Origin of the sequence: Cupriavidus sp. P-10 (genome assembly GCF_003402535.2) — a bacterium.
GTDB lineage: Bacteria > Pseudomonadota > Gammaproteobacteria > Burkholderiales > Burkholderiaceae > Cupriavidus.
In genome coordinates this window covers 1,568,686-1,589,326 of the sequence record NZ_AP025170.1, presented here as the reverse complement: position 1 = coordinate 1,589,326, position 20,641 = coordinate 1,568,686, and the positions used below count along the sequence as shown (strand labels likewise).

The following is a 20,641-nucleotide window of genomic DNA, read 5'->3' as shown; positions in this document are numbered from 1 at the left end:
GGTGTGGTGGCGTCAGTAGATGCTCGGTTCGCCGGTCGGCGCGCCGAAGTCGGTTTGCAGGAAATCGAAGTCGCAGCCTTCGTTGGCCTGGCGGATATGCCGGGAGAACATCCAGCCATAGCCGCGCTCGAAACGCGGCGGCGGCGGCGTCCACTCCGCACGGCGGCGCGCCAGTTCTTCATCGGAGACTTCCAGGTGGATGCTGCGCCGTTCGATATCGACCGAGATCAGGTCGCCGGTGCGCACCAGTGCGAACGGTCCGCCGACATACGATTCGGGCGAGACATGGAGGATGCAGGCGCCGTAGCTGGTGCCGCTCATGCGCGCGTCTGACATGCGCAGCATGTCGCGCACGCCCTGCTTCACCAGCTTCTTCGGGATCGGCAGCATGCCCCACTCCGGCATGCCGGGGCCGCCCTGCGGGCCGGCGTTGCGCAGGATCAGCACGTGGTCGGCGGTGACGTCGAGGTCATCGCGCTCCACCGCCTCCTTCATCGACGGATAGTCGTCGAACACCAGCGCCGGGCCGGTGTGGCGGAAGAACCGTTTCTCGCACGCGCTGGGCTTGATCACGCAGCCGTCCGGCGCGATGTTGCCCTTCAGCACCGCCAGCGCACCCTCCTGGTACAGCGCGTTCTCCGGCGTGCGGATCACGTCGTCGTTGTAGACCTCGGCATGGGCGATGGTTTCGCCCAGCGGGCGGCCGGTAATGGTGAGCGCGTCCAGGTGCAGGCGGTCGCTGATGCGCTGCATCAGCGCAGGCAGCCCGCCCGCGTAGAAGAAATCCTCCATCAGGTATTTGTCGCCGCTGGGCCGGATATTGGCGATCACCGGCACGCGCCGGCTGGCAGCATCGAAGTCTTCGAGGCCGATGTCATGGCCGGCGCGCCGGGCCATGGCGATGAGGTGGATGATCGCGTTGGTCGAGCAACCCATCGCCATCGCCACCGCGATTGCGTTTTCATAGGCCTGGTGCGTCTGGATGCGCTGCGGCGTCAGGTCTTCCCACACCATGTCGACGATGCGGCGGCCGGCCTCGGAGCACATGCGGATATGGTTGGCGTCGGCCGCCGGGATCGACGAAGCGCCGGGCAGCGTCATGCCGATGGCTTCGGCGATGGCCGTCATCGTGCTGGCCGTGCCCATGGTCATGCAGGTGCCGTGGCTGCGGGCGATGCCGGCCTCGATGCCGGTCCACTGCGCGTCGGTGATATTGCCGGCGCGGCGCTCGTCCCAGTATTTCCACGCGTCCGAGCCGGAACCCAGCACGTTGCCCTTGTAGTTGCCACGCAGCATCGGTCCGGCGGGAACGAAGATCGCCGGTACGCCGGCGCTGGTGGCGCCCATCAGCAGGCCCGGCGTGGTCTTGTCGCAGCCGCCCATCAGCACGGCGCCGTCGATCGGGTGCGAGCGGATCAGCTCTTCCGCCTCCATCGCGAGGAAATTGCGATAGAGCATGGTGGTCGGCTTGACCGAGCTTTCCGACAGCGAGATCGCCGGCAGTTCGATCGGGAAGCCGCCGGCCTGCAGGATGCCGCGCTTGACGTCGTCGACGCGCTGCTTGAAGTGGGCGTGGCAGGGATTGATGTCCGACCACGTATTGATGATGGCGATGACCGGCTTGCCCATCCACTCGCCCGGCGAGTAGCCCATCTGCATGATCCGGGACCGATGGCCCGACGAACGCAGGTCATCGGGTGCGAACCAGCGCGCGCTGCGCAGCGCGTCCGGCGTTTTCTTGCGAGCCGTCATGTGTCTCTTCCACCTTGTTGTCTGGTGCCAGGCGATCGTGCCGCCTGGCGTCGTTCGAAAACATTAAAGCACTAATATATTAGTACGTCAATGTAAGAGAATCCGGGTGAAATCCCTTAGAATCCAGCGCATCAGCAACGCCTCGGCGCCACCGGTGTGGCGCTCCAGGCATGCGCCGAGCCTTCCCATGCCATCCGCAACCGTTCCTACCGCCGCCAAGTTCCAGTTCGACCGCACGCGCCACGCAGCGCCGCAGGTGTTCGAGCACATGCGCGACCAGATCATCTCGATGGCCCTGCCCCCGGGCACCGTGCTGTCGCGCCCCGAGCTGGCCGACCTGTATGGCATCAGCCAGACCCCGGTGCGCGACGCCCTGATCCGGCTGGGCGAAGAAGGCCTGGTCGACATCTTTCCGCAGCACGCCACCGTGGTCAGCCCGATCGACGTCGCCCTGGTGACGCAGGCGCACTTCCTGCGCCGCTCGGTCGAGCTGGAAATCGTGCGCACGCTGGCGCTGCAGGCCGATCCCGTGCTGGTCGAGCGCCTGCGCGCCACGGTCGCGCGGCAGCGCCTGATGCTTGAGCTGCAGGACTTCGACGAATTCAACGTCAACGACCAGGCCTTCCATCGCGAACTCTACGAAGCGGCCCGGGTGCCCGACCTGTGGACGCTGGTGCGCCGGCAAAGCGGCCACCTCGACCGGCTGCGCCGCCTGCACCTGCCGATTCCCGGCAAGGCGACGGCGGTGCTGCGCGACCATGACGCCATTGTCGACGCGATCGCGGCCGGCGATCCGGCGCGTGCCGAAGGCGCGCTGCGCGCCCACCTGTCGGGCACGCTGGCCAATATCGACGAGATCCGCGGGCGCTTCACCGACTATTTCCGCTGACGGCACCGCGCTTCACCGCACCTGTTTCACCGCCTGTTTCGCCGCATCTCATTCCTCCACCCACATTGCCGGGGTGATCTGGCGCGGATCGGTCATCAGCTCGATCACGGCCGGCGTGCCGGCGGCGCGGGCGCGTTCGAAGGCAGCGGCAAACCCGTCGGCATGCTCGACCCGCTCGGCCCACGCGCCACAGGCGCGCGCCAAGGCGACAAAGTCCGGGTTGCGGATGCCGGTGCCGCTGACGCGCCCCGGATAGCGCCTGGCCTGGTGCATGCGGATGGTCCCGTACATGCCGTTGTTGACCAGCACGACGATCACGTTGGCGCCCGCCTCCGCCGCGGTGGCCAGTTCCTGCGGATACATCTGGAAGCAGCCGTCGCCGGCAAAGCAGACCACGGTCCGCTGCGGCGCGCGCAGCTTGGCCGCGATGGCCGCCGGCAGGCCGTAGCCCATGGCGCCGCAGGTGGGAGCCAGTTCGGTGCGCGGCTGCCGGTAGGCAAAGAAGCGGTGCAGCCAGACCGTGTAGTTGCCGGCGCCATTGCTCAGGATGGCGTCGTCCGGCAGTGCCTGGTCGAGGTGCTGCATCACCTGGCACAGGTCGACGCCACGCGCCTGCGCGTTCGGCGCCACCGGGGCCGAGAAGGCGACGTGGTCGGCGCGCGCGGCGCAGGTCCATTCCGACCAGCGCAGCGAGGACGATGAGGACGGCGGGGCCAGTGCAGCCAGCATGCGTGCCCCCGGCCCGATGCCGGCCTGGATCGCCAGTTCCGCCTGGTAGACGCGTCCCAGTTCGGCGCTGTCGGCATGCACGTGCACCAGCCGCTGGCGCGGCCGCGGCGGCGTCAATAGCTGGTAACTGTCGGTGGCGATATCGCCCAGGCGGGTGCCGAAGGCCAGGATCAGGTCGGCGTCGCGCACGCGCTGCGCCAGGCGCGGGTTCATGCCCAGGCTCAGGTGGCCGGCATAGTGCGCATCGCGGTTGTCAATGACGTCCTGGCGACGGAAGGCGCACGCCACCGGCAGGTCCCAGGCCTTGACGAAGGCGGCGAAGTCCGCCGCGGCAGCGGCGCTCCAGTTGGCGCCGCCGGCGATCACCAGCGGGCGCTCGGCGGCGCCCAGCGCGGCACGCAGCGCCTCGGCATCGTCCTGCGACGGCGCGGCCACGACCGGGCGGTACGGCGCGGCATCGGCGCACTCGCACAGGCCGTCCAGCACGTCCTCCGGCAGCGCAAGCACCACCGGGCCGGGCCGCCCGGAGGTTGCGCACTGGAACGCCCGCGCGACCAGTTCCGGGATGCGCTCGGGAGCGTCGATCTGTGCCACCCACTTGGCCATGCCGCCGAACATCGCGGTGTAGTCGACTTCCTGGAACGCCTCGCGCCCCATGTGCTCGCGCGCGATCTGGCCGATGAACAGGATCATCGGCGTCGAATCCTGCGCCGCGATATGCACGCCAATGCTGGCATGGGTGGCGCCCGGCCCGCGCGTCACGAAGCAGATGCCCGGGCGGCCGGTCAGCTTGCCGTCGGCCTCGGCCATGTTCGCCGCGGCACCCTCATGCTTGCAAACCACCAGTTCGATGGCGGGCTGGTCGTGCAGCGCATCCAGCACGTCGAGAAAGCTTTCGCCCGGCACGCAGAAGACGCGGTCCGCGCCGTGCAGGCGCAAGGCGTCGACCAGCGCGCGGCCACCGGTGCGGCGGCCTGGCGCGGCAATCCTGGCAGCGTCGGTCTCTCGGGCATCAGTCAGGGCGGAATCGGCAGGCATGGCGTCTCATCAGGGTTCGGGGAAGGCACGGCGTCGATTGTTGCCTCGGGCCTGCCACATCCGCACGCGTCTTCCTGCATGCCTGCTATGCAGAAAATGCAAGGCCGGGGTGGCCGCCGGCAGGTAGATTGCTGCCAGAATGTCCGCTCGCCGGGCCCGCGCCTTGCCAACGGGAAGGCGCCCCATCCAAGAACAATTCGAGACAGACATGAGCGAACACCAAATTTCCACGCCTGCCCTGCACCAATGGGTCACCGATCTCTGGCTGGCGGCGGGCTCCGACACGCGCGAGGCGCGCCTCACCGCGGACCACCTGGTCGGCGCCAACCTGAGCGGGCACGATTCGCACGGCGTCGGCATGATTCCCAAGTACGTGCTGTCGTGGCAGGCCGACGAGCTGCAGCTCAACCGCAACGTCAGCGTGCTGCACGACGGCGGCAGCATGCTGAGCCTGGACGGCAACCGCGGCATGGGGCAGGCGGTGACCGAGGAAGCCATGGCGCTGGCAATCGGCCGCGCCAGGGAGCATGGCGTCTGCGTGATGGGACTGCGCCAGTCGCACCATCTCGGCCGCGTCGGGCACTGGGCCGAGCAGGCGTGCGCGGCGGGCATGATCTCGATCCACTTCGTCAACGTGCTGTCCAAGCCGCTCGTCGCCCCGCACGGCGGCAGCGAAGCGCGCTTCGGCACCAATCCCTTCACGATCGGCCTGCCGGTGGCGGGCGCGGAGCCGCTGGTGCTCGACTTCGCCACCAGCGCGATCGCGCTCGGCAAGGTGCGCGTGGCCCACAACAAGGGGGTCGAGGTGCCGGCCGGCTGCCTGATCGATGCGGACGGCGTGCCGACCACGCGGCCCGAGGTGATGTTCCCCACTGACGGCGCCGCACAGGGCGCGCTGCAGGCATTCGGCGAGCACAAGGGCTATGTGCTGGCGGTGATGTGCGAACTGCTGGGCGCCGCGGTGACCGGCGGCCACACCATCCGGCCCGAGACACTGACGCACCGCCACGCGGTATGGAACAACATGCTGGCGATCGTATTCGACCCGCAGCGGCTGGGCACCAGCACCAGCTTCGGCGGCGAAGTCCAGGCCTTCGCCGACTGGGTCCGCTCGTCGCGCCATCAGGCCGGGCATGCCGGCATCGCCCTGCCCGGCGAACCCGAACGGCAACGCCGGCGCGAACGCGCCGAAGCCATCCCGGTGGACAGCGGCACGCTGGCCCAGCTTGACGACGCCGCCGCGCGCGTGCAGTCGGTCCGCGGCATTTCGCCCGGGCCGCTGTCGCGGCTGGCGGCCTGAGCATTACTTCACCCCCCCGACAACAAGGAAGCAGACCGCATGCCCTCGGCTAACCAAACCCGCGCCCCGTATTCGCCGCTGCCCAACACCTTCCGTGCCGCCGTGCTCGGCCAGCAGCGCCAGATCGGCTGCTGGTGCTCGCTGGCCAGCCCGGTGACCACCGAGATCGTCGGCGTGGCCGGTTTCGACTGGCTGCTGCTCGATACCGAGCATGCTCCCAACGACCCGCTGACACTGCTGCCGCAGCTGATGGCGCTGAAGGACAGCGTCAGCGCCCCCGTGGTGCGGCCCGCGTGGAACGACCCGATCCTGCTCAAGCGCCTGCTCGACCTGGGCTTCCACAACTTCCTGATCCCGTTCGTGGAAAGCGCCGAGCAGGCGCGCCAGGCGGTTTCGGCAACCCGCTATCCGCCGCTGGGCACGCGCGGCGTGGCGATGACGCAGCGTAGCAACCGCTACGGCACCATGCCGGGCTATTTCGAGCAGATCAACGACAACCTGTGCGTGCTGGTGCAGATCGAGAGCCGGAAAGGCGTGGATGCTGCGGAGGAGATCTGCGCGGTGGAAGGCGTCGACGGCATCTTCATCGGCCCCAATGACCTGGCGGCCGCTTGCGGCCATCTCGGCAACCCCAACCACCCCGAGGTGCAGGCCGAGGTCGAGCGCATCTTCCGGGCGGCCCGGCAGGCCGGCAAGGCCGTCGGCACGCTGACGCCGGTCGAGGCCGACGCGCGCCGCTACCTCGACATGGGCGCCAGCTTCGTTGCGGTGGGACTGGACCACGTGCTGCTGCGCCAGGCCACGCAGGCGCTGCGCGACCGCTTTGCCGACTGAGGGTAGCGGGCGCGGGCTGAGGTGGAATGAGGTGATCAGACCAGCCGGGCGCCCGGCCACGCGCCCGACATCACGGTATTGCGCACCGACTGGCGCACGGCCTGCATGATGTCCCACAGCTCCGGCACCGGCGGCCGGTTGCGCGCGGTGGCCAGCGCGACCTGCCGCGTCACCACCGGCTCGACCAGCCGGGCGCAGCGCAGCCGCCCCTGCGCCACGCGGTCCGCCACCGCGGCGAACGGCAGCAGCGTGGCACCGCAGCCATCCTCCACCAGCCGCATCGACACGGTATTCGACGCATCGCACTCCATCGCCAGCTGCAGCGGCTTGCCGGCGCGCGCCACCAGGTTCTCTGCCAGCACGCGCAGCCCGTGGCCGGTGCTGGGCAGGATCAGCGGCACCTCGTCCAGGCTGCCGCAAGGGAAAGTCGGCCCGATATGGCTCCACGAGGTCGGCGTGACCAGTGTCAGGTCTTCTTCCAGCAGCACGTCCACCTTGAGCGCGCCATGCTGGTCGGGCAGGTAGAGCAGCGCGACATCGACTTCGCCTTCCGCCAGCCAGGCCAGCAACGGGCTGGCCAGCCCTTCGACAAAGCGCAGCCGGGTCGCCGGGAAGCGCTGCCTGACGGCCGTGCCGATGCTGGCGAACGCGGTGTTGGCGATGGTCGGCTGCGCCGCGATGATCAGCTGCGCCGGACCTTGCGCGGTCGAGGCCCGGATCGCCTCGCGCGCGTCGGCCAGCGTGGCCGAGACCTGCCGCGCATAACCGAGCAGGGTCTGGCCCGCCTCGGTCAGGATCATGCCGCGCCCGGTGCGATGGAACAGCCGGGTATCCAGGCTGGCTTCCAGGCGCGCGATCTGCCGGCTGACCGTGGACTGGTCCGCGCCCTGCTCCAGCGCCGCGCGCGAGATGCTGCCCGTGCCGGCCACGCAGACAAAGCAGGCCAGGTCGTCGGAATTCAGCGGTGCGGGGGCATTGGTGTTCATGGCGTGCCCGGCGAGGTGTCCGGACCGGCCAGCGCTCCGGTAGCCGCCAGCGCCAGGGCCAGCCGCGCGCCCACTTCGGCGTTGTGTTTGACCAGCGCGATATTTGTCGCCAGGCTGCGGCCGCCCGTCAGCGCCTTGATGCGGGCCAGCAGGAACGGCGTCACGGCCTTGCCGGCGATGCCCTGCGCGGCGGCTTCGGCGAGCGCCTGTGTGGTCAGGTCATCGATCTCCGCCGAGGCCATGGCGGCCGCTTCGGGCACCGGCGTGCTCAGCACCACGCCGCCCGCCAGGCCCAGGTCCCACTTGGCGCGGATAAAGCGCGCCTGCTGCGCCGGGTCGTCCAGCCGGTAATCCGCGCGGAAGCCACTGTCGCGCTTGTAGAACGCCGCGACGTTGTCCTGCCCGCAGCTGAGCACCGGCACGCCATGCGTCTCCAGGTATTCCAGCGTCAGGCCGATATCCAGCACCGATTTCGCGCCGGCGCAGACCACCGCCACCGAGGTCCTGGCCAGTTCCTGCAGGTCGGCCGAAATGTCGAAGGTTTCCTGCGCGCCGCGGTGCACGCCGCCGATGCCGCCGGTGACGAAGACCTCGATACCCGCGAGCGCGGCGCAGATCATCGTCCCCGCCACGGTGGTGGCGCCGAGTTCGCCGCTGGCCAGCACCGCCGGCAGGTCGCGCCGGCTGACCTTGTGCGCCTGCCCGGAGCGGCCCAGCAGTTCCAGCTCGTCGTCGGACAGGCCGATGCGGATGCGCCCGCCGATTACCGCGACCGTCGCCGGCTCGGCGCCGAGGCCGCGGATCAACGCCTCCACCTCGCGGGCGGTGCGCACGTTCTCCGGGTAAGGCATGCCGTGCGCGATGATGGTCGATTCAAGCGCGACCACGGGACGGCCCGCGGCCCGCGCGGCGGCCACTGGCGCACTGAAGACCAGCCAGTCCTGGGCAAGGGCAGCGTTCATGCCGGGGCGTAAAGGGACGGCCTGCACTGGTTAGTCGCTGCCCTTTACTGCCTTTTTCGTCGCATGCCAGCCCTGCTTCGTCGCACCGCCGACGGCATGGCCGGCTTCCTTGGCACCGCGGCCGACGGCATGCGCCGCATCGCGCACCGCGTGGCCGCCTTGCTTGCCCGCCGCCTTGACGTTTTGCTTGAACGCGCGCGCGTCCGACGCCAGGCTCGCGTAGGCCGGGATGCTGCATGCGGCCAGCAAGAGCACCATCGTGATCGTTCTCGGGTTCATGGGCATTCGGGGGCCTTTGTCGACGCGGCACGAACTTGTGCCGCGCCCCTGATTTTAGCCGGGTAGCCTAAGCTAAAACCGCTATCCGGCCTCGGAGCCGACATTGATATGCCGCATGTTGCCCTCACATGGCTTTCTGAGCACCTATAGAATGGATCGGCGCATACACCGATTACGCCGTTCAGGCAAGTCCACAGTACCTTCCGTGCGACCACAGGGTGCTGCGACGCACCAATGGCTGTACAATGTCGGGCCCCGATTCGAAGGCCACGGCGGACCCCTTTTTGCGGCCCCTCGCCATAACGAACCCCCTCTTTAGCCTCGGCAGCAGGAGCAGATGCACGCGATCGTGCGCGCTGCCGTCGAATTGCCATTCACGAAGGAAAAAGCAGTCAATGACAAGCGGCGCACAACGTACGGCAGCCAAATCACGAGATGCAGGAGCCATCAAGGGCCTAGGCCAGACCCCCGGCGGGTCCGCGGCTCAGCCTGACCCCTCGGCCGAGGCCGCCGCGCGTAGCCAGCAATTGCGCGCCCTGATCCAGCTGGGCAAACAGCGCGGATACCTGACCCACGCGGATATCAGCGACCACCTGCCGGAAAACTTCACCGACACGGCGGCGATGGAAAGCATCGTCAACACGTTCGCCGAAATGGGCGTGAAGATCTACGAGCAGACGCCGGATGCCGAAACGCTGCTGCTGAGCGACGGCCCGGCGGTCGCCTCCGACGACCAGGCCGAAGAAGAAGCCGAGGTGGCGCTGTCCACGGTCGACTCCGAATTCGGCCGCACCACCGACCCGGTGCGCATGTACATGCGCGAGATGAGCTCGGCCACCCTGCTCACGCGCAAGCAGGAAGTCGAGCTGGCCAAGCGTATCGAAGACGGCCTGAACAACATGATCCATGCGGTTTCGGCGTGCCCGTCGACGATCGCGACGATCCTGGAACTGTCCGAGCGGGTGTCCACCAATGACATGTCGATCGACGACCTGGTCGACGGCCTGAGCGACGAGAGCGGTGCAGACGTCACCGCAGCCCCCGCTTCCGACGACGAGGCCGAAGACACCAGTGTCAGCGCCGACGACGAAGACGGCGACGAAGACGATGCCGACGAAGGCTCGACCCAGCAGGGCGGTGCCGATACCGACTCGGCGCAGCTGCGCGAGGAATGCCTGAAGCGGTTTGCGCGCGTGGCCGCGCAGTTCGAAGTGATGCGCGGCGAAGAAACGGCGGACGGCACCCAGTCGCAAGTCTTCCTGACCGCCCGCGACGCGGTGCGTGAAGAACTGCGCACGATCCGCTTCACCGCCAAGACCATCGAGCGCCTGTGCGCCGATGTGCAGTCGATGGTCGATGCCGTGCGCGTGGTCGAGCGCCAGGTGCTGCAACTGCTGGTCGAGCGCTGCGGGATGCCGCGCGAGGACGTCGTGGCGCGCTTCCCCGGCAATGAAACCAACCTTGCCTGGGGGCAGGCACTGGTGGCCGAAGGCCGCCCGTACAGCGCCGCCGTGGCGCGTGCCCTGCCTGACCTGGAATCGCACCAGCAGAAGCTGATCGACATCCAGGCCCGCGCCACGCTGTCGCTGGCCGAACTGAAGTCGGTCAACCGCAAGATGCTTGCCGCCGAGCGCCAGATGCGCCAGGCCAAGCACGAGATGACGCAGGCCAACCTGCGCCTGGTGATCTCGATCGCCAAGAAGTACACCAACCGCGGACTGCTGTTCCTGGACCTGATCCAGGAAGGCAATATCGGCCTGATGAAGGCGGTGGACAAGTTCGAATACCGCCGCGGCTGGAAATTCTCCACGTACGCGACCTGGTGGGTGCGCCAGGCCGTCACGCGCGCCATCGCCGACCAGGCCCGCACCATCCGCGTGCCGGTGCACATGATCGAGCAGATCAACAAGCTCAACCGCCTCTCGCGCGAGATCATGCAGCAGACCGGCAAGGAGCCGGATCCGGCCGTGCTGGCCGAGCGCATGGAGATGCCGGAAGAGAAGATCCGCTCGATCATGAAGATCGCCAAGGAGCCGGTGTCGATGGAAACGCCGGTGGGCGAAGACGGCGACACCAGCCTGGGCGACATGATTGCCGACTCGGACAACGCCACGCCGGCCGATGCCGCCCTGCAGGCGGGCCTGCGCGCGGTAGTGCGCGAGATGCTCGACGAGCTGACCCCGCGCGAAGCCAAGGTGCTGCGCATGCGCTTTGGCATCGACATGGCCAGCGACCATACGCTGGAAGAGGTCGGCAAGCAGTTCGACGTCACGCGCGAGCGGATCCGCCAGATCGAAAGCAAGGCCATGAAGAAGCTCAAGCACCCGAGCCGCGCTGACCGCCTGATGACCTACCTGCGCGACGCCTGATCTCCGGCCGGCCGGCGTGCACCGGGCGGCGCATGGGAAGCTGCCGTGGCCGTTTCGTCGCAAACTGGCCGGCTGTCACACTTGTTAGGGCAAAATCCCGGTCTGGGTGGCCCCGACGGGCCACGGGAGCTTTTTCATGACTGACTCGAACCTATCTTTCTTCGGCAGGGTTTCGCTTGCCGTGGGCACCTTCTTCGCCATCCTCGGCGACGCCCAGCTCGCGGCAGGAATCAAGCGGCTGCGCAACGGCGAGACCGCGGCGCCGGCCCCCGTGGCCGCACCGGTCCCGGCAGCAGCGCCTGAAACTCCCGCACTGAAGGAAGCCAGCCCGGTGGCGGCACTGCAGCTGCTGGGCCTGCTGCAGCGTGACGCCCGCTTCGTCGACTTCGTCGAGGAAGACATCGCCCGCTATTCCGACACGGAAATCGGCGCCGCCGCGCGCCTGGTGCACGACGGTTGCCGCGCGGTGCTGCGCGAGCACTTCACCATCCGCCCGGTGCGCGAGGAAGCCGAAGGCAGCCGCGTGACGGTGGCCGACGGCTTTGACGCCACCGCCATCCGCCTGACCGGCAACGTGGTCGGCAGCGCGCCGTTCCACGGCAGCATCAGCCACCGCGGCTGGAAGGTCGAGGAAGTGCGCCTGCCCCGCGTGGCCGAGCGCCATGACGCCACCGTGATCGCCCCGGCCGAGGTCGAGCTATGAGCGAAGCCCGCTACGCCATCGGCATCGACCTGGGCACCACCCACAGCGCGCTGTCCTACGTGGACCTGGCCGCCAGCGATGGCGAGAAGACCAGCCAGGAAGTGCAGGCCATCACGCAGCTGACCGCGCCGGGCGCCGTCGAAGACCTCGACCTGCTGCCCTCCTTCCTGTACCTGCCGCACGCGAGCGAACTGTCGCCCGGCGACCTGGCGCTGCCGTGGACCGCCGAGCGCGATTTCGCCGTGGGCGAGATGGCGCGCACCCGCGGCGCGGCCACGCCGATCCGCCTGGTGTCGAGCGCGAAAAGCTGGCTGTGCCACCCCGGCGTCGACCGCCGCGCGCAGATCCTGCCGGCCGACGCGCCGCCGGAAGTCTCGCGCGTATCGCCGCTGGAGGCATCGGTCCGCTACCTGAACCACCTGCGCGAAGCCTGGGACCAGGCCCATCCCGACGCGCCGTTCGGCGAGCAGGACATCACGGTCACGATCCCCGCATCGTTCGACCCCGCCGCGCGCGAACTGACCGCCGAAGCGGCAGCCGCGGCCGGCTATGCCCGCATGACCCTGCTGGAAGAACCGCAGGCCGCGCTGTACAGCTGGATCCAGAAAAGCGGCGGCCAGTGGCGCAAGCAGGTCAAGGTCGGCGACATCATCCTGGTCGTCGACGTCGGCGGCGGCACCACCGACCTGTCGCTGATCGCGGTGATCGAGCGCGACGGCAACCTGGAGCTGCACCGCGTCGCCGTGGGCGACCATATCCTGCTCGGCGGCGACAACATGGACCTGGCGCTGGCCCACGTGGTGGCACGCAAGCTGGCGGCCCAGGGCACGCAAGCCGATCCGTGGCAACTGCGCGCGCTGACCTACGCCTGCCGCGCGGCCAAGGAAACGCTGCTTACCGATCCCGCCACCGATACCGTGCCGCTGGTCGTGCCGAGCCGCGGCTCGAAGCTGATCGGCGGCTCGATCCGCACGGACCTGACCCGCGCCGAGCTGACGCAGACCATCCTGGAAGGCTTCTTCCCGCAGGTCGACGCCTCGGCCCGCCCGGTCAGCCGTACCCGGGCCGGCCTGACGCAGCTCGGGCTGCCGTACGCGCAGGATGCGGCCATCACGCGCCACCTGGCCGCGTTCCTGGGCCGCCAGGTTGCCGCGCTGGCCGAACTGGAAGGCTTCCAGGGCGCGCAGGCGGAAGGCGCGACCTTCCTGCATCCGACCGCGGTGCTGTTCAACGGCGGCGTGTTCAAGTCGGAACTGCTGGTCGAGCGTATCCTGCAGACCCTCAACGGCTGGCTCGCCGGCGAAAGCGCCGCACCCGCGCGGCTGCTGGGCGGCGCCGAACTGGACCTGGCCGTGGCACGCGGCGCGGCCTACTACGGCTACGTGCGGCGCGGCAAGGGCGTGCGCATCCGTGGCGGCACCGCGCGCGCCTACTATGTCGCGGTGGAATCGTCGATGCCGGCCGTGCCCGGGTTCGAGCCGCCGATCCAGGCGCTGTGCGTGGCGCCGTTCGGCATGGAAGAAGGCACCGATGCCGCGCTGCCGCCGCAGGAGTTCGGCCTGGTGGTGGGCGAGCCGGTGCATTTCCGCTTCTTCGGCTCGTCGGTGCGACGCCAGGACCAGGTCGGCACGCTGCTCGACTTCTGGGGTCCGGAAGAACTGCAGGAACTGGAAGAGATCCAGGCAACGCTGCCCGCCGAAGGCCGCACCGCTGGCGAAGTGGTGCCGGTCAGGCTGCATGCGCGCGTGACCGAGGCCGGTACGCTGGAGCTGGAAGCGGTGCCACGCGGCAACGGCGAACGCTGGAAGGTCGAGTTCGACGTGCGCGGCAGCGCCGATGCCTGAGGCAGCTTCCTCGCCGGCGAAGCAGTACGTCGTCGGCATCGACCTGGGCACCAGCAATACGGTCGTCGCCTACGCGAGGGCCGGGTCGGACGATATCCGCGTCTTCGATATCGACCAGCTGGTCAGCCCCGGCGAAGTAGCGGCGCGCCCGCTGCTGCCCTCGGTCCGCTACCACGCGGCGCCGGGCGAACTCAGCGGCGATGACCTGCAGCTTCCCTGGCAGACCGCCGCCAGCGCCGCCGCGCGCCGGACCGTGTTCGGCCGGCTGGCGGCAACGCTGGGCGCGCAGGTCCCCGGCCGGCTCGTCGCCAGCGCCAAAAGCTGGCTGTCGCATGCGTCGGTCGACCGCACCGCGCCCATCCTTCCGTGGGGCGGGCCCGACGACGCCGACAAGATCTCGCCGGTGGTCGCCAGCGCCAGCTACCTGGGCTACGTCGCCGCGGCCTGGAACCATCGGTTTCCCGATGCGCCGCTCGAACAGCAGGACGTGGTCCTTACCGTGCCCGCTTCGTTCGACGAAGGCGCGCGCGCGCTGACGCTCGAGGCCGCGCGCCTGGCCGGGCTGCCCGCGCTGCGGCTGCTCGAAGAACCTCAGGCCGCGCTGTACGACTGGCTGTTCCACCATCGCCAGACGCTGGACGCTGACCTCGCGCAGACACGCCTGGTGCTGATCTGCGACGTCGGTGGGGGCACCACCGACCTCACGCTGATCCGGGTGGAAATGCAGGACGGGCAGCCGCAATCGACGCCGCAGTTGACCCGTATAGGCGTGGGCAACCACCTGATGCTCGGCGGCGACAACATGGACCTGGCGCTGGCGCACCTGGTCGAAGCGCGCCTCGGCGAAGGCCAGCGGCTGTCAGCTTCCAGCCTGTCGCAGCTGGTGGCACGCAGCCGCGCCGCCAAGGAGCAGTTGCTCAGCGCGCAGGCGCCGGATTCCGTCACGGTCACCCTCCTCGGTGCGGGTTCGAAGCTGATCGGCGGCGCGCGATCGGTGGAGGTGACGCGGCAGGAAGTCGAGCAACTCGTCGTCGACGGTTTCTTCCCCAAGGTTGCATCCGCAGAACGGCCCGGCCGCGCGCGAGGTGCCATCGTCGAGTTCGGCCTGCCATACGCGTCCGATCCGGCTGTGACGCGGCACGTCGCGGGCTTCCTGTCGCAACATGCCGCGCAGTCCCGCATGGCCCTGGAAGCGCCGCCGGTGCAGGAAGATGCCCTGCCCGTGCCCGACACCCTGCTGCTCAATGGTGGCGTGTTCCGCGCGGATGCGCTGGCAGGCCGCATCGCCGAGACCCTGGGCGCATGGCGCGGTGCGCCGCTGCACGTGCTGCACAACGCCGATCCCGACATTGCCGTGGCGCGCGGCGCGGTGGCCTATGCAAGGGCCCGCAGCGGACAGGCGCCGCGCATCGGGGGCGGCTCGCCGCGCAGCTATTTCCTTGTCCTTGACGACGGTGCGTCGGGGCAACAAGGCATCTGCCTGCTGCCCAAGGGCACCGAGGAAGGCCATGAGGTCCACCTCAGCGACCGTACCTTTGCCCTGCGGGTCGGGCACCCCGTGCAATTCCACCTGGTGTCGTCCGTTGCCGACACCGCCTACCAGCCAGGCGAGCTGGTCGACCTGTCGGCTGGCGACTTCGTGCGCCTGCCGCCGATCGCCACCGTCGTGCCGGCGCGCGGCGCCCGCGGTCCGCGCGAGACGCCGGTGCAGATCAGCACATCGCTGACCGAGGTGGGCACGCTCGAAGTCCACTGCATCGACATCGCCGATGCCGCGCAACGCTGGCAGCTGGAGTTCCAGCTGCGCGGCAACGACGCCCCGGCGGAAGCACCCGTAGCCGCGACCGCGCATCCGTCGCTGCCGCAGGCCATCGAGGCGATCGACCGCACCTTCGGCGCCCGCTCTCAGGACGTGGGCCCCAAGGAGGTCAAGCGGCTGCGTGCGCAACTGGAGCAGGTGCTGGGCGCGCGCGAGCAATGGGACAGCGCCCTGCTGCGCGAGCTGTTCGGCGCGTTCTGGGAGCGCGCCAAACGCCGCCGCCGCACGGCCGACCATGAACGCCTGTGGCTGAACCTGGCCGGCTATTGCGTGCGGCCGGGGTTCGGCTATCCGCTGGACGAATGGCGCGTCGAGCAGCTCTGGTCGCAGTACGACCAGGGCATCCAGTACGTCAACGAAAGCCAGAACTGGTCGGAGTGGTGGACGCTATGGCGGCGCGCCGCTGGCGGCCTCGATGAAAGCGCGCAGCTGCGCTTGTTCGAAGACATGGCGTTCTACCTGCAGCCGCCCGGCAGCGGACACTACAAGAAGCCCGCTGGTCCCACGCGCGGTGGCTATGCCGACATGGTGCGCCTGGCCGGATCGCTGGAACGCCTGTCGGCCGACACCAAGATCGAGCTTGCCGGCTGGCTGCTGACGCGGCTGCGCAAGCCATCGGAAAATAACCTGGCCTGGTGGGCGGTAGGCCGCATCGGCGCGCGCATGCCGTTCTATGGCAGCGCGCACAGCGTGGTGCCGGCGGAGATCGCTACGCAATGGCTCGACGCAATCCTCGCGCTCGACTGGAAGAAGGTCGAACCCGCCGCATTCGCCGCGGTGCAGATCGCGCGCATGACCGGCGACCGCACCCGTGACCTGCCCGACGAGACCCGGGCCGATGTCGTGCGCCGGCTCGAAGCCGCCAACGCGCCGCAAAGCTGGATTGCGATGGTGCGCGAAATCGTCGAGCTCGATGCCGCGGACGAAGGACGGGTATTCGGGGAAGCGCTGCCCGCCGGGCTCAAGCTGATCGCGGGGTGATGGTCGGGGCCCTTTGCAAAGGGTTCCGACCCCGTCTTGCGGGCATCCCATGCGCCCGTGGCGTCATTTGAAGGCGGCCTGAATTTCACCTATTCTGACTTGCTCCTGCTGCCATGGCGGCAGCCAGGCCTTCAAGGAGGAAGACAATGCGCGTCATGGTGATCGTCAAGGCAACGAGCGATTCCGAAGCCGGCAAGATGCCGGGCACGGAGTTGCTGACGGCAATGGGCAACTTCAACGAAGAGCTGGTCAAGGCCGGCATCATGCTCGCCGGCGAGGGCCTGCATCCGAGCGCCAGGGGCAAGCGCGTGCGCTTCTCTGGCAAGGAGCGGACCGTGACGGACGGCCCGTTTGCGCAGACCAATGAGCTGATTGCGGGATTCTGGCTGTGGCAGGTCAAATCGATGGATGAGGCCATCTCATGGGTCAAGCGCTGCCCTAACCCCATGGAGGGCGAGTCCGAGATCGAGATCCGCCAGGTGTTCGAAGCCGAGGATTTCGGCGCCGAATTCACGCCTGAGCTGCGCGAGCAGGAAGAACGGCTACGCGCACAGGTCGACAAGCAAGCCGACAAGCCGCGCTGACAAAGGTTACGGGCGAGCGGCGTACGGAAAGCCATACTGCCTGCTCAGCCGGTCAAGCCTGGCGCGCAGGCTGGCCAGTTCGCCGGCCAGCTGCCGCGCCATGATCGGCAGCGGCCCGGGCTCTGGCTCCGCCACGACGGTGCGTGGTGCTGGCGCCGGCAATGGTGCCATGCCAGTTTCCAGTGCGTCGGCCAGCGCCAGCAAGGTAGCGTCGATGCCGGGATCGTCGCCCTCCCGCAAGCCGCCCTCAAACTCGATCGTAGCCATCAGTTCCAGCGCGCTGATACAGACGCGCGCTCCGTGCTGGATTTCCTCGAACTCGGCGGCGGGCACGCCCGTCTCCTTGGCCACAGAGGGGATCAGCCCGCGCAGCGGGATCAGCTTCGACCCCAGGTCGATCATGGCGGCGCGCAGTTCAGCGGCATCAGCAAAACCGCGCTGCATCCGCGTGTGGACCGCCATGCTGGCGCGCAACAGCCCTGCCAGGCGGATGCGCCATGAGTATGAGGCATAGGCCGGCAACGCGAAGGAAAACACCAATGCGATCGCGGTACCGATAAACACGTCAGCGGTGCGCCAGAACGCGTCGGCGATATTCTGCTCGCCGTGGCCGGCTGTAATTACCACCGTGATCGCTGCAAGCAATGCGATGTAGCCGCCTGTGCCGATGGCGTGGTACGCGCAATATCCGCAGATCAGCGCCAGCAGCGCGTAGGTGAGTAATGGCTGGCCAAAGAAGGACTGCTGCACGATCAGCGCGAGACCGATGAGGGCCCCGATCAGGGTGCCGATCCCCCGTTCCGCGGCGCGGCGGCGGATATTGCCGTGGTGCTGGAGGCCGCCGATGACCACCAGTACGGTGATGGTGGCCCACTCGCCGTGCGGGATATCGATGCCGGTGGTCAGGGCAATTGACGCCAGCAATGCCAGTGCGACACGCGTGGCGTGGAACAGCCTGGCTTGCCGAAAGCGACGGTTTGTGTCGAACAGCGCGTCGGTGGTTTTGCGCAGGATTGCTAGCATGGTTTTGCTTGGCGTGGCGGGGGTTGCCAAGTTTATGGTACTGGGGGGTTTTTAGCTGTGGCTCGGGCACATGCTGGCGGCCCGCTGTCGCTGTTGATGACATGCTGTCGGCCGTTGAACCGCTGGGTTCCGCCCTCCTGGGCGGGTCACTTTTTGCCCGAGCGGCAAAAAGTAACCAAAAAACGCGTTTACGGCCCTGCGGGCGGCCACTCTTATCGTAGCGGACGGGGGCTTTCGTACGGGGCTTTGCTTCGTTGCAGGGCAAGACTGCCTGACGCCGTGGTGCGCCACGGTGGCTCGGGATAGACGCGATGCTTGAACGAGCCCAGAGCTGTGGGTGGACCCTGCTGCGGGCGGCATGGTAGGAACGCCTGCGGCTGCGCTGCGCGCCGGCCCTAAGGTGGCAGGGCTACGCCCGGGCCTGTCAGAAATTTTGTGTTTAGGGCATAACATGTCGCCAAGGAGCATGTCATGCCACGCAAAACCAAGACGAGCCAGGCCGCCGACCGTGAGCTGCCGACCATCCCCGAGGACCTGATTGCCCAATTCGTAAAGGGCCCCATGACCGCTGAGGCGGTTCAGGACGCCTCGATGGCGTTCAAGAAGGCTTTGATCGAGCGGGCCCTGGGCGCTGAGTTGGGTCACCACCTAGGTTACCCGGCGGGCGCCGAGCGCCCGGCCGGCACGGCCAACCAGCGCAACGGCAGGAGCGCCAAGACGGTCCTGACCGAGGACGGGCCGCTGCGGGTGGATATCCCCCGCGACCGTGACGGCAGCTTCGAGCCGGTCCTGATTCCCAAGCACGAACGGCGCTTCACCGGATTCGATGACAAGATCATCGCCATGTACGCCCGTGGCATGACGGTGCGCGAGATCCAGGCGTTTCTGGCCGAGCAGTATGGCACCGAGGTCTCGCCCGAGTTCATCAGCTCGGTGACCGATGCGGTGATGGACGAGGTCACCGCCTGGCAGGCCCGTCCGCTTGAGGTGATGTACCCGGTCGTGTTCTTCGACGCGCTGCGGGTCAAGATGCGTGAGGACGGCGTGGTGCGCAACAAGGCCGTCTACCTGGCCTTGGGCGTGCTGCCGGACGGCACCCGCGACATCCTGGGCCTGTGGATCGAGACCACCGAGGGCGCCAAGTTCTGGATGAAGGTGTTCAATGATCTGAAGACTCGCGGCACCCAGGACATCCTGATCGCGGTCACCGATGGCCTCAAGGGCATGGAACAGGCTCTGAACGCGGTGTTCCCCCAAACGACGCTGCAGACCTGCATCGTGCATCTGATCCGGAACAGCCTGGAGTACGCCAGTTGGAAGGAGCGCCGGGCCGTGGCGGCGGCGCTCAAGCCCGTATACACGGCCCCCAGCGTGGAGGCTGCGTTGGCCGAGCTAGAGACCTTCGAGCAAGGGCAATGGGGTAAGGACTACCCTCCGATCGCCGCGTCCTGGCGTCGCGCCTGGGATCAGGTGATCCCGTTCTTTGCGTTCCCGCCGGCGATTCGCAAGATCATCTACACAACAAATGCCATTGAGAGCATCAATGCGCAGTTGCGCAAGATCATCAAGACGCGGGGCCACTTCCCCAGCGATGAGGCGGCGACCAAGCTGCTGTGGCTGGCCCTGCGCAACATTACCGGGAAGTGGGGCAGTTCAACCCATGACTGGAAGGCCGCCATGAATCAGTTTGCGATCCTCTATGAGGACCGCTTCACTCATCCGCATCGTTGAGATAATTCTGGCTCACCCCTCAAGTTGAGCGATGAGCCTTTACCTGCCCTGCACACAAAAAAACTGACAGGCCCCTACGCCCACGTTCTCGCCCCGGCTTCGGGCCAGGCGTGTTTCACGACGGCGCTGCGCGAGCGCAGCGACGCACTCCCTGCCAGAGCACCCGACCTGCGATACTGAGTGGCGCGCAGCGCAGCCGAAGGCGTCCCACCGATAACGCATTTAGCAGGCGGCCTACGCCCGGCATGGGGATCGTCCAATAGCGGTTCGACGCAGCCACTATCCCAAACTCACCTAGCGTAGCAGGTGCGAACCACCAGCCCCGTCGAACGGAAATCACCACCGCCCGAACCACCCACGCCGATGAATTGATAGCCAGCCGCTCAGGCGACGCGTTTTTTGGTTACTTTTTGTCGCTCGGACAAAAAGTGACCCGCCCAGGAGGGCGGAACCAGGCGGTTCAACGGCCCACAGCATGTCATAGGCAGCGAACAGCGGACGCCCAAACAGCCGACAGCATGTCATCAACAGCGAGACCGGCGCTTTAACGGCCGACAACATGTCATCAACCGCGCCAGCAGGCCACCTACTGCCTTGCAACAAAAATCAAATCCAAAAAAGCAAAAACCCCTCGCAGCACACGCTGTCGAGGGGTTTTGCACAATAAGAGCCTGGCGATGACCTACTTTCACACGGGTAATCCGCACTATCATCGGCGCGGAGCTGTTTCACGGTCCTGTTCGGGATGGGAAGGGGTGGTTCCAGCTCGCTATGGTCACCAGGCATAAGGGGGTGCAGCGCTGAGGTTGAGGCCAACG

15 protein-coding genes and 1 rRNA gene are annotated in these 20,641 nt (G+C 67.9%); 9 read left to right on the top strand and 7 right to left on the bottom strand.

Going from position 1 to position 20,641, the window contains the following annotated elements; all coding sequences use genetic code 11:
• Positions 1-12: 12 nt before the first annotated feature.
• The gene (gene araD, locus CTP10_RS07340; RefSeq protein ID WP_116323363.1) at positions 13-1,752 is read right to left on the bottom strand and encodes an L-arabinonate dehydratase; all 1,740 of its coding nucleotides are present in this window, start codon (positions 1,750-1,752) and stop codon (positions 13-15) included.
• A 187-nt stretch (positions 1,753-1,939) separates the two neighbouring features.
• Between araD and CTP10_RS07335 the strand changes: the two genes are divergently transcribed.
• Positions 1,940-2,641: a GntR family transcriptional regulator gene (locus CTP10_RS07335; protein WP_116323364.1), complete on the top strand. Its 702-nt coding sequence runs from the start codon at positions 1,940-1,942 to the stop codon at positions 2,639-2,641.
• Positions 2,642-2,689: 48 nt separating this feature from the next.
• On the opposite strand, the gene CTP10_RS07330 is transcribed toward CTP10_RS07335, so the two are convergent.
• On the bottom strand, positions 2,690-4,408 hold the full coding sequence (locus CTP10_RS07330) for a thiamine pyrophosphate-binding protein (protein WP_116323365.1): 1,719 nt from the start codon (positions 4,406-4,408) through the stop codon (positions 2,690-2,692).
• A gap of 208 nt (positions 4,409-4,616) precedes the next feature.
• On the opposite strand from CTP10_RS07330, the gene CTP10_RS07325 reads away from it, so the two are divergent.
• Both CTP10_RS07325 and garL read left to right on the top strand, forming a co-directional pair.
• Positions 4,617-5,708 carry a malate/lactate/ureidoglycolate dehydrogenase gene (locus tag CTP10_RS07325; RefSeq protein WP_116323366.1) on the top strand — a complete coding sequence of 364 codons (1,092 nt, stop codon included), beginning with the start codon at positions 4,617-4,619 and terminating at the stop codon, positions 5,706-5,708.
• 39 nt (positions 5,709-5,747) lie between these two features.
• Positions 5,748-6,542, top strand: coding sequence for a 2-dehydro-3-deoxyglucarate aldolase (gene garL / locus CTP10_RS07320; protein WP_116323367.1), 795 nt, complete (start codon positions 5,748-5,750; stop codon positions 6,540-6,542).
• Between the two features lie 35 nt (positions 6,543-6,577).
• Here the strand turns inward: garL and CTP10_RS07315 are convergent, their stop codons facing one another.
• From CTP10_RS07315 to CTP10_RS07305, 3 genes are read right to left on the bottom strand one after another with little or no spacing between them, the layout of a single operon-like run.
• Positions 6,578-7,528 carry a LysR family transcriptional regulator gene (locus tag CTP10_RS07315; RefSeq protein ID WP_116323368.1) on the bottom strand — a complete coding sequence of 317 codons (951 nt, stop codon included), beginning with the start codon at positions 7,526-7,528 and terminating at the stop codon, positions 6,578-6,580.
• The gene (locus CTP10_RS07310; protein WP_116323369.1) at positions 7,525-8,490 is read right to left on the bottom strand and encodes a pseudouridine-5'-phosphate glycosidase; all 966 of its coding nucleotides are present in this window, start codon (positions 8,488-8,490) and stop codon (positions 7,525-7,527) included. Before CTP10_RS07310 ends, CTP10_RS07315 begins: the two co-directional genes overlap by 4 nt.
• A 30-nt stretch (positions 8,491-8,520) precedes the next feature.
• Complete coding sequence (locus tag CTP10_RS07305) at positions 8,521-8,769, bottom strand: hypothetical protein (protein ID WP_116323378.1); 249 nt, start codon at positions 8,767-8,769, stop codon at positions 8,521-8,523.
• A gap of 395 nt (positions 8,770-9,164) precedes the next feature.
• On the opposite strand from CTP10_RS07305, the gene rpoD reads away from it, so the two are divergent.
• The 5 genes from rpoD to CTP10_RS07280 all read left to right on the top strand — a co-directional run bounded on the left by rpoD (position 9,165) and on the right by CTP10_RS07280 (position 17,069).
• Positions 9,165-11,138 (top strand): RNA polymerase sigma factor RpoD, encoded by a 1,974-nt coding sequence (gene rpoD, locus CTP10_RS07300; protein ID WP_116323370.1) that lies wholly within the window; start codon positions 9,165-9,167, stop codon positions 11,136-11,138.
• Positions 11,139-11,274: 136 nt separating this feature from the next.
• The gene (locus tag CTP10_RS07295) at positions 11,275-11,841 is read left to right on the top strand and encodes a DUF2760 domain-containing protein (RefSeq protein ID WP_116323371.1); all 567 of its coding nucleotides are present in this window, start codon (positions 11,275-11,277) and stop codon (positions 11,839-11,841) included.
• A complete protein-coding gene (locus CTP10_RS07290; protein ID WP_116323372.1) occupies positions 11,838-13,685 on the top strand; it encodes an Hsp70 family protein in 1,848 nt (615 codons plus the stop codon). The genes CTP10_RS07295 and CTP10_RS07290 overlap by 4 nt, the downstream gene beginning before the upstream one ends.
• Entirely contained in the window at positions 13,678-16,485 is a 2,808-nt protein-coding gene (locus tag CTP10_RS07285) for an Hsp70 family protein (protein ID WP_116323373.1), read from the top strand. Before CTP10_RS07290 ends, CTP10_RS07285 begins: the two co-directional genes overlap by 8 nt.
• A gap of 146 nt (positions 16,486-16,631) precedes the next feature.
• Positions 16,632-17,069, top strand: a complete 438-nt coding sequence (locus CTP10_RS07280) for a YciI family protein (RefSeq protein ID WP_116323374.1) — start codon at positions 16,632-16,634, stop codon at positions 17,067-17,069.
• 6 nt (positions 17,070-17,075) lie between these two features.
• Here the strand turns inward: CTP10_RS07280 and CTP10_RS07275 are convergent, their stop codons facing one another.
• Positions 17,076-18,092 (bottom strand): FUSC family protein, encoded by a 1,017-nt coding sequence (locus tag CTP10_RS07275; protein WP_116323375.1) that lies wholly within the window; start codon positions 18,090-18,092, stop codon positions 17,076-17,078.
• A 471-nt stretch (positions 18,093-18,563) separates the two neighbouring features.
• On the opposite strand from CTP10_RS07275, the gene CTP10_RS07270 reads away from it, so the two are divergent.
• Positions 18,564-19,823 carry an IS256 family transposase gene (locus CTP10_RS07270; protein ID WP_116323376.1) on the top strand — a complete coding sequence of 420 codons (1,260 nt, stop codon included), beginning with the start codon at positions 18,564-18,566 and terminating at the stop codon, positions 19,821-19,823.
• 669 nt (positions 19,824-20,492) lie between these two features.
• Here the strand turns inward: CTP10_RS07270 and rrf are convergent.
• A 5S ribosomal RNA gene (gene rrf, locus CTP10_RS07265) occupies positions 20,493-20,606 on the bottom strand.
• Positions 20,607-20,641: the final 35 nt, after the last annotated feature.